The 15,073-nt window shown below is 69.3% G+C and carries 12 protein-coding genes; 4 read left to right on the top strand and 8 right to left on the bottom strand.

The genetic code is table 11. The features are described 5' to 3' along the window. Positions 1-142 precede the first annotated feature (142 nt). From OG430_RS46020 to OG430_RS45995, 6 genes are all read right to left on the bottom strand, one after another. Positions 143-1,672, bottom strand: a complete 1,530-nt coding sequence (locus OG430_RS46020) for a flotillin family protein (protein WP_327358673.1) — start codon at positions 1,670-1,672, stop codon at positions 143-145. After that, positions 1,669-2,178, bottom strand: a complete 510-nt coding sequence (locus tag OG430_RS46015) for a hypothetical protein (protein WP_327358672.1) — start codon at positions 2,176-2,178, stop codon at positions 1,669-1,671. The genes OG430_RS46020 and OG430_RS46015 overlap by 4 nt, the downstream gene beginning before the upstream one ends. A 570-nt stretch (positions 2,179-2,748) precedes the next feature. Then, positions 2,749-3,429 carry a hypothetical protein gene (locus tag OG430_RS46010; RefSeq protein WP_327358671.1) on the bottom strand — a complete coding sequence of 227 codons (681 nt, stop codon included), beginning with the start codon at positions 3,427-3,429 and terminating at the stop codon, positions 2,749-2,751. Further along, the gene (locus OG430_RS46005) at positions 3,422-5,623 is read right to left on the bottom strand and encodes a DUF6571 family protein (RefSeq protein WP_327358670.1); all 2,202 of its coding nucleotides are present in this window, start codon (positions 5,621-5,623) and stop codon (positions 3,422-3,424) included. Before OG430_RS46005 ends, OG430_RS46010 begins: the two co-directional genes overlap by 8 nt. Positions 5,624-5,676: 53 nt before the next feature. Continuing rightward, positions 5,677-6,039 (bottom strand): hypothetical protein, encoded by a 363-nt coding sequence (locus OG430_RS46000; RefSeq protein WP_327358669.1) that lies wholly within the window; start codon positions 6,037-6,039, stop codon positions 5,677-5,679. Between the two features lie 800 nt (positions 6,040-6,839). Next, a complete protein-coding gene (locus tag OG430_RS45995) occupies positions 6,840-8,555 on the bottom strand; it encodes a tetratricopeptide repeat protein (RefSeq protein ID WP_327358668.1) in 1,716 nt (571 codons plus the stop codon). A gap of 237 nt (positions 8,556-8,792) precedes the next feature. Between OG430_RS45995 and OG430_RS45990 the strand changes: the two genes are divergently transcribed. Then, the gene (locus OG430_RS45990) at positions 8,793-9,461 is read left to right on the top strand and encodes a hypothetical protein (RefSeq protein ID WP_327358667.1); all 669 of its coding nucleotides are present in this window, start codon (positions 8,793-8,795) and stop codon (positions 9,459-9,461) included. A gap of 400 nt (positions 9,462-9,861) precedes the next feature. Here OG430_RS45990 and OG430_RS45985 read toward each other — a convergent pair whose 3' ends face one another. After that, positions 9,862-10,938, bottom strand: coding sequence for a chitinase (locus OG430_RS45985; protein ID WP_327358666.1), 1,077 nt, complete (start codon positions 10,936-10,938; stop codon positions 9,862-9,864). Between the two features lie 273 nt (positions 10,939-11,211). Here OG430_RS45985 and OG430_RS45980 point away from each other — a divergent pair, with 273 nt between their 5' ends. The 3 genes from OG430_RS45980 to OG430_RS45970 all read left to right on the top strand — a co-directional run bounded on the left by OG430_RS45980 (position 11,212) and on the right by OG430_RS45970 (position 13,791). Continuing rightward, entirely contained in the window at positions 11,212-12,204 is a 993-nt protein-coding gene (locus tag OG430_RS45980; RefSeq protein ID WP_327358665.1) for an ArsR/SmtB family transcription factor, read from the top strand. Between the two features lie 159 nt (positions 12,205-12,363). Beyond that, positions 12,364-13,011: a peptidoglycan-binding domain-containing protein gene (locus tag OG430_RS45975; protein WP_327359487.1), complete on the top strand. Its 648-nt coding sequence runs from the start codon at positions 12,364-12,366 to the stop codon at positions 13,009-13,011. Between the two features lie 72 nt (positions 13,012-13,083). Next, positions 13,084-13,791 carry a C39 family peptidase gene (locus OG430_RS45970; RefSeq protein WP_327358664.1) on the top strand — a complete coding sequence of 236 codons (708 nt, stop codon included), beginning with the start codon at positions 13,084-13,086 and terminating at the stop codon, positions 13,789-13,791. 21 nt (positions 13,792-13,812) lie between these two features. Here the strand turns inward: OG430_RS45970 and OG430_RS45965 are convergent, their stop codons facing one another. After that, positions 13,813-15,060, bottom strand: coding sequence for a PucR family transcriptional regulator (locus OG430_RS45965; RefSeq protein ID WP_327358663.1), 1,248 nt, complete (start codon positions 15,058-15,060; stop codon positions 13,813-13,815). Positions 15,061-15,073: the final 13 nt, after the last annotated feature.

Here is a 15,073-nt window from a genome sequence, read left to right as displayed (position 1 = left end):
CACGCACGGGAGGGCGGCCGAACCCCTGGCCATGGCACGGCTCCAGCCCCGGTGGGCCACGCGGCCAACGGGCGGGGCCGTCCCCGGAATCCTCCGAGGACGGCCCCGCCCGTACTCACTGCCCATGCGCCAACAGGCCTGCTCAGTCGGTGACTTCGATCCGACCCGGCTTGGCCTCGGCCGCGCCGTTCACCGCGGCCGCGCCCTTCGGCTTCGCCGCCCCCGTGAGGATCGAGGCCACATCGACCCCCGTCGCGGAGGAGAGCAGCTCGATGCCCTGCGCCACATTGTTGGCGACCGTACGCGGCAGCTGGCCCGCGCCGTCCGTCGAGATCACCGTCAGCTTGTCCACCGCGGACAGCGGCTCGGAGGCCTTGGCCACCACCTGCGGCAGCACCTCGATGAGCATCTGCAGCTGGGCGGCCTCGCCGTACCGCTCGTACGCGTCCGCCTTCTTCTGCATCGCCTCGGCCTCGGCCGTACCCTGCGCCAGGATCGAGGAGGCCTCCGCCTCACCCTCGATCCGCACCGCGTCCGCGATCGCCGCACGGCGGGACCGCTCGGCCTCACCACGCTTCAGGCCCTCGATGGCCTCGGCCTCGGCGAGGGCGGAACGGCGCTGCTTTTCGCCCTCACCGGTGAGCCGGGCCCGCTCGGCCTCGGCCTGGGCGGCCGCGATCTGGGCCTCCCGCTCGGCCTCGGCCTGCTTGACGCGGGCGACGCGCTTGGCCTCGGCCTCCTGCTCGGACTGGTAGCGGGCGGCGTCGGCGGGCTTGCGCACCTCCGTGTCCAACTGCCGGTCCTTGAGGGCTGCTTGGCGCTCGGCGACCTTCTCCTGCTGGGTGAGGATCTCCTGCTGGCGGTCTGCCTCGGCGAGCGGACCGGCGGCGCCGGCCTGGGCGGCCGCCGCGTCGGTCTCGGCCTTGATCTCGGCCTGGCGCAGGTACAGCGTCCGCTGGGCGACCGCGATCTCCTCCTCGGCGCGCAGCCGGGCCTGCTCGGAGATCCGGCGGGCCTCGGCCTCGGCGGTGTCCGCCTCCTGCTTGGCCTTGGCGGCCTCGGGGCGGCCCAGGTCCTCGAGGTAGGAGCCCTCGGCGGTGATGTCCTGGATCTGGAAGGTGTCGAGGACCAGGCCCTGCCCGGACAGTGAGGCCTCGGCCTCCTCCGCCACCTGGGACGCGAACGCGGCCCGGTCCCGGATCACGTCCTCCACCGACATCCGGCCCACGATCGAGCGCAGCGCACCGGACAGCACCTCCTGTGTGAAGGAGACGATGCCGTCCTGCTGGGTGAGGAAGCGCTGGGCGGCGGCCCGGATCGCGTCCTCGCCGCCGCCGACCTTGACGATGGCGACGCCGTCGAGGTTGACCTTCACGCCGCGCAGCGTGACCGCGCCGCGCACGGTGACCGGGATGTGCCGGCTGGACAGGTCCATCACAAAGCGCTGCTGGACGAACGGCACCACGAAGATGCCGCCGCCGACGATGACCTTTTGGCCGCTGGTGTCATGGCTGATGGAACCGGTGACCGGGTCCACGGACTTCTTGCCGCGCCGACCGGTTATCAGGAACGCCTCGTTGGGTCCCGCGACCTTGTAACGGGTGATGACGACGAGGGCCAGCAGGGCCAGGAGTACGACGACTCCGGCCACCGCTATGAGTACGGGACTCATGAGGAAATGCTCCTGACTTCGGCTACTTCGACGGATGTTGTGGTCAGGCTCGCGGTCACCCAGACCTCGGTGCCGAGCGTGAGCGGCCCCGACCGGGAGCGGGCGGCGTACTTGAGCGGCTGGCCGTGTACGGAGAGCAGCACCTCGCCGTAACCCTCGGCGGCGATCGGCGTGACCACCCGTCCGGCGGCCCCCACCAGCGCGTCCCCGGTCAGCGTCGAGTCGGTCTGCCCGCGCATCAGCGCCCGGCTCAACCGACCGGCGAACCATGCGGCCCCGACCCCCGCCGCTGCCCCGATCCCCACCGAAGCAGCTGTCCCAAGCCCGATCCCGCCGTACGCAATGGCCCCCACGAACCCGAGCATCGACACGAATCCGGCGATTGCCGGCAGCGAGAGCCACCCGTCGAGGCCGAGGTCGAGCAGCCCGTCGAGCACGCCGTCCAGGACGTACGAGAACAGCAGCACGATGACGCCGACGGCCCCGAGGCCGAGGAACCAGTTCAACTCGGCCAACCCTTCCCACAGATGTGCACAGACACGAAAAGTCCAGCCTAGAGCGGAACTTAGCTATGATTTAGGGACTTTCGTCCTTGGTTTTCCGGGTGGACCTTCACGGCCCTGGTCGGCAAGGTCTGCGCGGACCACACGGACCACACGGACCGGGAGCGGGACGCGGAGTACGGCAAGTTCTACGCCTGCATCAATGTCGGCGGCCTCACCACCCGCGGGATGCACATCTCGCTGCTCTGGCTGTTCGGGCCGAACTTCATGCAGAGCATGGGCGAGTTGTTCCTTGCCCCGATGGGCGGAGCCACGCCCGGGCTGCGGGTGCCGACCGGGGAGTGAGCGGCGCAGGCGGGGCTCCGACGGGCCCTGCCCGGCTCACATCCCGCCGCCCGACGTCCACCGGGAACCTTGGGCAGCAGACCACGAAAACAGCACCTGAACTGCACCTTTACCACGACCTCAGCGTAGCCGGGACGACTTCCGCCATGCCGCTCGATGTGGCTTCACAGTCGGCGGGACAAGCCCCTGGGGGTCTGCGTGACCATGTTGGCGGAGAGGCGATGGCACTCACTCGTCGTATCTGAGTGTCCCTTCTTGAGGGAGTCCTGGGGTAGGTATGCAGCCGACCTCCGTCACCGCGTAGCGGGCGGTGTCGGCGATGAGGTCGGCCTGCGCCTTGATGAGCTTCGCCCGGGGCACCTCGGGGTCGGCCGGGTCCGGACCCTCGGCCTTGACCATCAGAGACCGCTCGTTCTCGAAGCCGCTTCCCTTGGGAGGAGTGCACGGGAAGAACAGAACGCCCTCAGTCGGCGCCACCCAGCCGATGCCCGGCCCGAAGGTCGCCTCGCGCCTGTCCGCTGGGCGGCGGCTTGCACGGTAGTACTTGAGCTGAGTACGGGGCGTCTCCTCCAGCAGTTGCACTCGGATGTGCAGAGCACGACCGCCATCGTCGTCCGTCTTCCCGGACACGGTCACCCAGCAGGATCCTCCCCCTCCCTTCCCGCGGTTGAGGAGGCCGTCGATCTCACCGTCCATGGCGGTGTGCATACGGATCCCCTTATACGGGGCGGGGGCAAGGACCTCGATCGGTTCGGTGGATATCGGGGTCTTGCAGAACGAGGCGGGCAGCGCGACCGAAGGACGCTCGGGCTCCTCGTCGCCGCTCAGCCACCACCACGTAGCCCCGCCGGCGCAGACCAGGGCGGCGAACGCGGCGATGGCGGCCTTCCGGAGCCGGGGCTCAGCCATGGCCTGCCGCCCTCCCTGTGGCGCCCGTGCCGTGGCCCGTGCGGGCCTGCTCCCCGGCCCCGTCGGCGATGGCGTCGATCTCCCCCTGGGAGTAGTGACCACCGCGCTTGCCTGCTCGCTCCACTGCTTCCCGCGCCGCCTTCTCGGCCTGCTGCTCGCCGTTGTAATACCCCTTGTGGGCGTCGTGCTCCGCCTTGGACGCGTCGTCCTTCGCGATGCTTTCCAGGACAGCTTGCCGGAGGTCCTCTTCGATCCACGCCGCGACAGGGACGTCGGTTGCCAAGGAGACCCCTCTGCCTATCCATTTACTGACGAACTCGGCGTCGGATTTGAACTCGTCGGCAGTGGCGGTATGGGCCTCATGGATGGCCTCCGCCCGGGCCTGGCTCATGATTCCGGCGATGGTGGAGCCCGGTCCGACCTTGACGTTCACCCGGTCCTGGGTATCCGCCTGCGATCCCTTCGGCGGATACATGGCCTCGTCCACGAGCCCGCTGGTGTACGCCTGTTGCGAGGCGGTGATGGCCTTGTACGCGTCCGGGTCCTGGCCGACCGCTCCGAGGAAAGCCACGGTCTCGGCGCGGTTCAGGTCGGCGGCGTGGCCGTTGGTGGGGAGTCCGCTCTGCTCCGACAGGGCCTGCTGGAAGTCGCCCATGTAGTTGCCGGTGATGTTCCCCAGGCTGTCGTTCAGGGGCGCCAGCCGGGCCCCGTCGCCCGTGACGAGTTCCGCGCCGCCCTCCCATCCGATCTTGCCGACGAGGTCCTTGACCAGTGCCGACTGCTCGGCCGTGTGCTTGGGCATGTCGTTGCCCTCGTACTCGTAGGACCTGCCCGAGGTGGCGGACTCCAGGGCGTGGCCGAGGTTGTCGATGCCGTTCGACGGGTCCCGGTAGACGCCCCCGTGCGGCCATGGACGGTCTTCGAGGAGATAGTCGAGGTGGTTCACGGACTCACCGTCGACCTCGGTCTTGGAGGTGAGGAAGTCCAAGGACGCGTCCGGGTTGTGTCCCAGGCCCTCCACGAAACCCTCCATGGGGTCGAGGACGCCCAGCTTGCCCAGGTTCTCGGTGCGCTCCAGGTTGGCGGGGTAGTAGGACTCGCGGTCGAGGTCGAAGGCGAGTCGGTCTTGCTTCTCGGCGGTGATCAGCTTCTCGCCGTAGTCCGTGAGCAGGTTCTTGTCCCACTGGCCCTCACTCATCAGGCTGCTGGTGAGGTGGTAACCCTTCAGGCCGTTGTTCATCTCGTCCGGGTTGGCGTTGAAGTCACGCTTCCCCAGGGCAAGAAGCTCATTCTGGAACTTCGTGATCCCAGGGTCGGCCACGGCCTTCTTGGCGCCGTTCCTGGGCTTGTCGTCGGACGTGGTCGCGGTGCCCAAGGTGGTGCCGAGATTCTTCCGGAACGCCTTGAGCCGCGCGAAGTCGGCCTTCGAAAGGGGCCTGTCACTCGGGGGGTTGAGGAGCTGGTTGTACTTCTCAACAGTGTTCTCGGCACCCGTGCGGACGGCGAACTTGCGGGCGAACTCGGGGTCGTTCTTGTTGAGTTCGAGCAGTTGGTTGAGCTGCATGAACTCGCCGTCCGTGAGCCGCCCCTTCTTCTTCATGAGCCGGGATGCCTTGTCCGCCTCGGCGTCGTCGACGCTCTCGGACACCCGCTTGCCGTTGAAGTTGTCGTTGCCGGCGCCGTTGGCATCCTTCCGGAGCGCCGCACCGCACGCCTCATCGACGATGGTCACCTTCTTGAGAATGTCCTCGATGCGGTGCACGACCGCGTCGAGCCCCTTCTTGCGCTCCTCCGCGAATCCCGGTGCGGCAGTGGCTGTTGGGCTGTTCCAGCGGGAGTCGACGTCTTCGACCTTGCCTTTGTCCGACACCTTGTAGCTCTTGTCGGCGGCGTCCTGCACGGTGTCGTGGAGGTCCTTCTGACACTTGGAGAACTCGAGGTGGGCGTCGGCGATGAGTTTCGCTGTGCGGCGGGATTCATCGGCCGCGGCCTCGTACTCACGAGTGGCCTGCTTCATCGTGCGGAAGGCGGCAGCGGAGGCCTCGCCCTCCCAGTGGCCTTGCAGGACATCGTGGACGCGCCGATCAAATTCGGTGGCAAGCCCCTCGTACTTGGCAGGCATTTTGGCCCATGACTTGGCAGCGGTGTCCAGGTTGGCGAGATTGGCTTCATTGAGGAACGCAAACGACACCATGGGTACCATTCCCGAGTTGGTTGGGCGAACTGGCAGAGTTGCACAGCGAAACGTCAGCCGAAGTCGCTCATCATGGAACGGTCGTTCTTGGCCTGCTCGTGCTGCTCGCGTCGTGTGTAGTTGCCGCGAGTGTCGTGGATCTTCTCGCTGATGGACTGCAGCATGCCTTTGAGGTTGCCGACTTGATGGGCCCAGCGAGTGTCCATCTCGAACAAGCCATGCGCTGTGTCCCAGGCCCCACCATCGGGCGCGCCGTGCCTATTGAGGCCCGATACAGCGTTCAATGTGTCGTCGTGCGCAGTGTTGTCGACCTTGTCCGTATCGCCGCGCAGTTCCACCAAATTATTACTGGCCTCGTTCAGCTTGGCGTCGTCCACACGCAGTGTGGAGCCATCCGGGCCGTCAGGGCGCACCATTCCGTCATCCTCCCCGTTGCTATCCGCGGGAAAATATCAAATGCGTCGCCGGCCCAGCAACACCTCTCCCGACATGACCAATTCATCACGGGAGATGCGTCGTTTCCTCACACCTGGGCGTACAGCGCCTGGATTTACATCCAACTCCCCATGAGTGAGTTTATGCATTCCTACTGCGGGATCTCACCGAGTTTGGCACTGCGAGCGCCCATGACCCGCGCTGCGCCGTCGGACCATTGCGGTCATCGCAGGGAGGAATCGACCCTTGCACCCATTCTTGCTACATCGGCACCTGGCAGGGCACCCTGCCGCGAAGGCACAGGCGGGACAGAACAAGTGAATCCAGGGCCCCGAAGACCGCGACCTGGTGCCGTCAGATCGTCGGCCAGGATCGTGACCAAGGGGGAAGGTCACCTTCCCGCCAGGGGCAGGCACACGCAGCGGGGCAAGTCTCGGGCAGGTGTGTCTCGTGCGGGCACATCATGCATCTGCCGCGGGCCGGTTCGGACTGGTCCGCGGATCTGCTCCCGGCTTGATGTGTCTTGCCCCGGAAAGTACGGCAGGTACACAGAGCGCCTGGCTCGCCGGTCTCTGCAGTGCATCGACCGCGTTGCCGCTCGTGGCGGTAACGCGAGTGTCCACAGACCGTGCAGGTACGCATGGACTTGGTCTCGGTCGCCATGCCGCAGCCTCCTGTCGGATTCTGGCAGCTGGGATCTGCCCGTTGGGATCTGCCAGTTGGGATGTTCCGGTTGAGATCTTCCGGTTGGGATCTTCCGGTTGGCATCTGCCTGCCGAGATCAGCGCGCTGCGGCCCTGCGCCGCAGGTCATTCGCCATCCGTGAGGCTCTCCGCCCCTCCCTGCGGTGCCCTTGCCCGGCGAGGCGGTGGCCGAGCCAGGCCAAGGATTCCGCGAGGGCCCCGATGTCACTGCTGTGATCAAGAACGGGCAGTTCCTCCAGGTGCTGTACGGCCTCCGTCGTCGGGGTGAGGATCTCGTCGTCGCGCCCTACGCGGGCCAGCCTGAGGGCGAGGTTGGACAGACCGTGGATGAGGCCGTCGAGGTGTCGGGTGGGGTCGGCCCGATGCAACTGCCGGTAAATGTCCACCACTTCCTGCGTTGCGGTCAGTGACTGGTGGTGCCGATCGCTGTCGGTGAGCCGGATGCTCAAGTTGTTGAGGGCACGAGCCAGCAACGGCCGACGGGTGGCGGGGTCGGCATCGGCGAGTTGGCGGTACAAGGCGACCGACTCCTCGGCGGCCGTGAGCGCCTCACTCTGCCGGCCTGCCGCGGCGAGCCGCGTGCCGAGGCTGTCGAGCGAGTCCGCGAGCAGGGGCCGTACGACATCGGGAGCGGATGAGAGGGTACGTCGGTACAGACGCACGGCCTCGTCGGTGGCGGCCAGCGCCTCCGTGCGACGACCGCCCCACGCCGAGGCGAGTCCCAGGTTGTGCAGGCAGCGCGCCAGCTCGATCATCGTGCCGGTGCGGGCACCGCCGTCGAAGAGTGCCTGGCGGCACAGATCCACCGCATCCCGCGCCATCTCGACAGCCCGGCCGAAGTCACCGGCCAGGGCCAGCTTGACGCCTTGCGCACTGCGCTGCCGGATGCGGCCTTGCACGGCAGGGTCGATGGCGCTCTCCGTATACGCGTCCACCTGCGCGAATCGGCCGTCCCCGGTGATCGTGTAGTTGTACCGGCGCATGAGCGCGGCCATGTAGTTCGTGAAGTCCGGGTAGGCGTCAGTCAGTTCGCGGTACTGGGCGGCGGCCTCATCAAAGAGAGGGCGCGCCTCGTCGGCACGGCCAAGGGCAGTCAGCTCTCGGGCGAGAGTGAACAGTGCCAGCCACAAGCCGGTGGGGTCCGCTGGGTCGAGCAGGCGATGGCGGCCGAGCGCGTCACCCAGGACGGCCACGGCCTCCTCCTTGCGCTCCAGCTCCCCCAGCTTGATACCCAGATCCACCAGAGCGGAGGCGAGTTCGGGTTCCGCCTCCGCCTCCGCATCCGCATCCGCATCCGCAGGCCGTCGAGCTGCCAGGTCGCGACGCACCGCGACTGCTTCCCGTACTAGCTCCAGGCCCTCGTCGGACCTGCCCAGCTCGGTCAGCTGATCGCCGAGGCCGGTCAGCGCCAGCGCCAGTTCCGGCAGATGGGCGTCACCCTCTTCTCGTACGAGGTCACGCAACAGGTCGACAGATTCCTGAGCCACGGGGAGCGCCCGGCTCCGGTGCCCGAGGACGCCCAGGGCCAGCGCATGCTGATACAGCGCCAGCGCGAGGTCGGGGCGCCACTGGCGGGGGTCCTCGGCGGCCAGCCGCCGGCACACGCCGACGCACTCCCCGCGGATGTCGAGCAACTCCTCGTGCCGCTCGGGCCGTTCGACGAGCCGTGCAGCAAGCCGCGCCAGCCAGTGACCGAGGTCGGGGAGATGCCGGTCAGGGTCGGTACGGGCACGCCGTCGCAACTCGTCGACGTTCCGGCGCGCTTGCACCAGATCCCGCTCGGTGCTCGGCATGCCCAAATCCGCCATCACGCGCTGCCTCCCTGCCGACCGGTCGCCCAGGTGTTCGTGATCCATCACGTCGCGATCCAGGGGAACGGTTCCGAGACGTCCGTACGCGGCGTCGGCGGACGCGCGTCGCCAGGGGCCCGTGGCACCGGATCGGCCGCGCCACAGCCGACCGGCCGCCAGGCCATCACGCCTCGAACGCCGGGCGTCAGGGCCCCCGGAACCGGTCGTAGGATGCCCGCCATGGCAAAGCGCAGCGTTCACCGCCGGGCACGGAAGATCTTGGGAGAGGACCCCGTAGCCCTGGTCTGGTGCGAGATACCGGGTCCGATCCCGAAACCGCCCAAGGAGATCCACCGGGCAGCAGGCAAGGGGAGACTCGCGCCAGGGCATCACTGGCTGCTCTACGTCGGCGGGGCGCTGTTCTTCTTCATCGTCATTCCGATGATGCTCGTCGACAAACTGGGGGGCCGGATCGACCGGCCTCTGGGACCGCAGAGCTCACCCGACCGGCGCGAACCCCGCCGCTCCACGCCGCAGCCCGCTCGAGGGCCCCGCCAAGTCTTCGACGGCGACTGGAACTTGACCGCAGGCCAACTTCTTCTGAACTGGTACGGCCGCTCCCCCAACCCCAAACGCCTGGTGCTGCTCACCTCGGACCGGATCTGCCTGGCGGCCTCGCCCGGTCGCCGGCTGTCCCCGGCCAAGGCCGACGACTTCCACCTGACCGAGCAGTTCTCCACACGCGAGGCGCACATCGAGGCCGAGACAGGTCAGCCGCGCGGCTTCGCCGCGTTCCGGCTGCGCTTCCCCGACGGCTCCTGGCTCGAACTCGGCCGTCTTGCCGACCCCGAGGACGCCGACCACTTCCTGCGCACAACCGCCGACGGAGGTAGCCGGGGCACACGGTGACCAGCGCCCGGGGCATCACGCCGATGCCCGGACCGCGCAGATCACACACTGCTTGCTGACCACGCGGGGCCGCGCGGGAACCCGTGCCCAGGCGCAGCTGCGGCGCACGCTCGGCGTCTCGGCCTTGCCAGGAATCAAAAGCATCTACGGAAGCGAGTTGAGCAGCGGAAGGCCGGCGAAGGTGCTGATTCCCGTGCCCGCTCAGCACGTACGGAGGCTGCTGCCCCATGAGCAGAGGCGCGAAGCCCAGGAGGTCACACGCGCACACCGAGGGGCGCTTGAACACCATGCCCTGCGGGCGAGCACGGTCGGGCGAACCGCGTCTGCCGCGCGACGTTCACCGGAACGTCGAGCGGCAGACAGCGCGAACAGCCCCTGACCTGCACCTTTACCCACGACTTCAGCGACCCTGAAGCCCCTTGACATTGTCCCCGAACGTCCACCCCTTAGAGCCGTCCCAGTTGATCGACCAGGTCATCAGCCCCTTGAGCCCACCGCCGTAGTGGTTCCACGCCTGCGCGACGAGGCCCGTCGACATGTGGCCGCCGCCCGCTCCGGGCTGGGCGGGCAGGCCCGGGACCTGCTTGTCGTAGGGGACCTTGATCGTGGTGCCCTGGATGACGAGGCCCTTGTTGAGGCAGTCCGTCTGGGCGGTGAAGCCGGTGACCGTGCCCGCTTCGTAGGAGTCGCCGGAGCAGCCGTACATGCTGCCGTTGTAGTACTGCATGTTCAGCCACCACAGGCGGCCGTTGTCGGCGTACTTCTTCACGATCGGCAGGTACGCGCCCCAGATCGAGCCGTAGGTGACGCTGCCGCCGGTGACGTACGCGGTCTCGGGGGCCATCGTCAGGCCGAAGCCGGCGGGCATCCGGGCGAAGATGCCGTCGATGATGCGGATCAAGTTGGCCTGGGAAGGGGAGAGTTGGGTGATGGTGCCGCTGCCGACGAGGCCCGTCTCGATGTCGATGTCTATGCCGTCGAAGTTGTACTTCTGCAGGATCGGCACGATCGTGTCGACGAAGCGGTCGGCGACCGTGCTGTTGCTCAGGTCGATGCCGGCCGCGGCGCCGCCGATGGACATGAGGATGGTGGCGCCGTCCGCCTTGGCCTGGCACATCTCGGCGGGGGTCGCGACCTTCACGGTCGCGTCCATGCCGTCCTCCCACAGCGCGGTGCCGTCGGAGCGGATGACGGGGAACGCGGCGTTGATGACGTTGTAGCCGTGCGCACGGATCTGCGGGTCGGTGATCGGGGTCCAGCCGAAGGGCGGGTGCACGCCGTTGGCGGCGCCGTCCCAGTTCTCCCAGTAGCCCTGCAGCACCTTGCCGGTGGGCTTCGGCTTCGTCGCGCAGACCTCGGCCTGCGCGGCCTGCGAGGCCCGCGGAGCCTGTGGCGCGTCGGCCGCCGCGGCGGGGAGCTGGGTGGCTCCGGCCAGGGCCAGGGCGGCGCCGAGGAGACGTAGCGTCCGAGCGGTCATTTCCATGCTCCGTTCCGGCCGTACGCGGTGGCCGGTGGGGGGCCAATTGCCGCGCGGCTCAGGAGAGTTGGGGGGGGAGAGCAGGGGTGGTGCGGGTACCGCGAAGGTAAGTTGGTCCAGACCTTTCGTCAAGAGGTCTGGACCGGTGAGCCGTTCGCCGGCCCGGCTGGGCCCAGCGGCACCTCTCACTGGGCCCGAGGGCCCTGGCCGTGGTGGCGCGTACGGCGCAGGATGGCCGGCACCTGTGACTCGACGGCGTCCGGCGGGAGGGCCATGCTGCGGGTGCACTTCACGTCCGAGGACCTGGCGCGGGTACGGGTCGCCCCCGGGCCGGACTTCCTGTGGGAGGTCGCCAACAGCGTGCAGACGCTGCAACGGCGCGACGGCGACCGGGTGTTCGGGGCCTGGCGCAGCTGGGCGCGGCCGCGGCTCTCGGCGAGCTGCCGACTGCTGTCCCCGCTGCTGCCGCCGCACGGCTATTCGCCGGACTTCCTCACACCCACCTCGGGCGACCGCAGCACGCTGCAGGCGTCGGTCGATACGTTGCTGCGTACGCCACGGCCCAGGCTGCGGGCCGATCTCACGCTCCTTGCCGCCTCGCGTCGGCTGCCGGGCTGGGCGGGTTCGCTGGCGGGCGGGGACGGGGCGGCACTGAGGGAGTTGGGGCGGGCGGTGCACACGTACCACCTGGAAGCGCTCGCGCCGTTCTGGGGGCGCATCCGCGCGCACATCGACGCCGACCGGATGCTGCGCGCCAGGGCCCTGCTCGACGGCGGGACCGAGGGGCTACTGTCCGGCCTCGGGCCGCAGATCCGTTGGCGGCCGCCCGTCCTGGAGGTCAGCTATCCGGTCGGCCAGGAACTGCATCTGCGGGGGCGGGGGCTGACGTTGCAGCCGTCGTTCTTCTGCTGGCCCACCCCCTTCACACTCGCCGACGAGGAGCTGCCGCCCGTCCTCGGATACCCCATCGAGCACGCCGAGGGCTGGGCCGGGCCGCGTACGGGTGGGCACTCGGGCGCGGGCGCGGACGCGTTGGGTCCGCTGCTCGGGCACACCCGTGCGGCCGTGCTGCGGGGTGCTTGCACCGGCTGTTCCACCGTCGAGCTGGCCCGCCGGCTCGGGGTCACGCATCCCGCGATAAGCCAGCACCTGCAGGTGCTGCGGGCCGCGGGGCTCGTCACGACCGTGCGCAGGGCGGGGCGTTCGCTGCATGTCGCCACGGAGGCGGGACGGGCACTGATCGACAGCCCGGAGCACGCACCGTAAGCCTGAACTTTCCTTCCTTGCGGCCCCGTCGGCCACCGCAGCACGCTGGTCGCCGACCTGCCGTCACAGGATCAACACCCCGTCCTTCAGAGGGTGTTGAACGGAGGACTTCTGATGCGTACCCCCACCCGCATCCACATCCACGTCCGCAAGATTGTCATGGCCGCGGCATTCCTCGCCGCCGCCGGAGCGACCGCCGCCCCCGGCGCCGCCCAGGCCGCTCCCCCACGGGCAGCCGCGGAAGCCGACCAGCAGGGCCACGGCCTGAAGTGGTTCCAGGAGCGGCACGGCCTGCGTCCGACCGGCTCGGTCGACGCGTCCACAGCCCGAGCCCTGCAGCAGGCGTCCGACGCCGAGCTGCGCCGCACCTTCCGCTCCGCCGCGGATCTCGGGCCCGAGGAACTCGCCAACGCCCGCACCGTCATCGGCGTCGGCTACGGCGCCCAGATCCCCGAACAGGGCATCGTCATCGCCCTGATGACCGCCATGCAGGAGTCGAAGTTCGTCAACTACACCGTGCCCGTCGACCATGACTCGCTCGGCATCTTCCAGCAGCGGCCGAGCACCGGCTGGGGCACTCCGGAGCAGATCACGGACGTGCCCACCTCGTCGAAGTCCTTCTACGGCGTCGCCCCCTTCGGCAGCAACCCCGGGCTGATCCAGTTATCCGGCTGGGAGTCGATGCCGCCGGGCGACGTGTGCCAGGCCGTACAGGTCTCCGCCTTCCCGGACGCGTACGCGCAGTGGGAGCAGTTCGCCCGCGACCTGCTCGCCGTCGAGGGGCCCACCGTCGAACCCATTCCCTAGCTCGTTCCCTGCACCTGCACCTGCACCTGCACCCACCTGCACCTCTCCCCCACAAGAAACAGGAGGACCGCGATGCGTATCAGATCCATGGCTGTGGCCGTGGCCTTGTCGGCCACCGGGCTGCTCGTCCCGGTCGGCATGGCGAGCGCGGCCGACGCGCACCCGGCGTCCGTCACCCGGGTCGCCACGCTGCCGGGCGCCTCGGCCCCCGGCGTACAAGTGAGCCGCAGCGACGGGCAGTTGCACACCGCTGCCTCGCGCACGCAGACCGCCCGGACGCTGGAGATCGACTACCAGGTCCAGGAGACGGGGTACTGGTGCGGCCCCGCCGCGACCCGGATAGCCCTGTCCGCCCGGATCGGACCGCCGAGCCAGGCCGATCTGGCGGCCCAGCTGGGCACCACGGAGAACGGAACCGACCACATCAGCCAGGTCACCTCCGTGCTCAACGCCAACCTGGGCACCGGCTGGTACGAGACCAAGGAGATGCCCAACGACCCGCCCACGCAGGAGCAGAAGGACCTGCTCTGGCGCGACATCACCCTGGACATCAACAACAACTACCCGCTCGTCACCAACATCGTGGCGCCGCCGGGCAACCAGCCGCCCGGCTATCCGCCGGACCAGACGATCTACCACTACTTCACCGTGATCGGCTACGACGACGCCAACATGAGCGTCCTGATAGCCGACCCGGCCTCCTTCTCCGGCAACCAGATCTACTGGCTCTCCTTCGACCAGCTGGCCACCCTCATCCCGCCCAAGGGGTACGCGGCCTGACTCCTGGCGCCGAACGCGCCCTCACCCGCCGTGGTGCGCGATGTCGTACGCGGTCAGCGCGGCGGCCAGCCGTCGGGCGTCGGCCGGACGGGTGGGGTCGTAGCCGGTGAGGAGCTGGATGCGGCCGAGGCGGTAGGTGAGCGTATTGCGGTGCACCGTGAGCGCCGCTGCCGCCTCGGCCCGTTGATAGCCGCCGGCGATGAACTCCCGCAGTGTGTCGAGGAGATGAGGGTGCGCGGCGAGCGGCGCGAGGGTGCCGGCGAGGGCCGCGCGGGCCGGGCCCGGGCGGGCGAGCTGGTACTCCAGGGCCAGGTCGGGCAGCCGGTACAGGCCCGGCGGGCGGCGTACGTCCTCGGCCAGGGCGAGCAGCTCGGCGGCCTCCGCCTGGGCGGCCGGGATCGCGTCGTGACTCTCGGCGAGGGCCGCGGCGGCCGTGCAGCGCAGGTCCGCGACGGCCTCGATGCGGGCGAGCAGACGGCCCGCCCCGTCGGTCGGCGAGTCGTGGACCGGGACGAGCAGGACGCCGCCGTCGCCCTTGAAGGTCGCCAACACCTCGGGGCGCCGGTCGAGTTCGGTACGTACCGCACGGAGGCCGTCCGCGGCGGCGCGCGTCCCGGCGGTTGCCGACGAGAGGGCGGGCAGCCGGAACACCACGATGTCGTAGCGGTCGGCCAGGCTTCGCCCGTAGCGCTCGGCGGTCCGTCGTGCCGGGCGCCCGTCGAGCAGCGCGCCGGCCAGGTGCTGGCGCTGTTCGCGCTGCTCCCAGTCGAGGTCCTCGCGCTCGCGCAGGTATGCCTCCGCGACGCGCGGCACGACCTCGCCGAGGAAGTCGAGCATGCCCGCGGCCAGGCGGTCCGGCTCCACCCGGTCATCCGGTTCGGCCCTCGCGAGCAGCCAGGCCTCGCGCGCGGCCAGCGGATAGATCTTCAGCAGAGCTCCCAGCGGTACGCCGTCCCGGGCGCGCTCCGCGCCCCAGGCGATGGGCAGGGCGAGCTCCTGCTCGCTGGGAGCGCGCCCTTCGTCGACCGTGGTCAGGAACAGGTCGAGCACGGCCGCGGTGTTGGTCACCAGGTCGCCCTCGCGGATCTGCGCGGGCAGCTCCCGGTAGGCGGGGATCTCCTCGGCGCACCGGGCCGCGGTGGCCGCGGCGATGGCGCCTATCCGGCGACGCAGCGCGGTCAGGGCCGGGTCCGGCGTCCTGGGAGCTGGATCCGGCGCCGGGGCGAGCGGGGCGGGCTGCGGGGCGAGCGGGGCGGGCTCTTGATGCATCCGCGCATTGTCA

The organism is Streptomyces sp. NBC_01304, assembly GCF_035975855.1.
In the GTDB taxonomy this organism is placed as follows: Bacteria; Actinomycetota; Actinomycetes; order Streptomycetales; family Streptomycetaceae; genus Streptomyces.
Note: the sequence above shows the minus strand (reverse complement) of the source record. Positions and strands in the feature narration are given on the sequence as shown.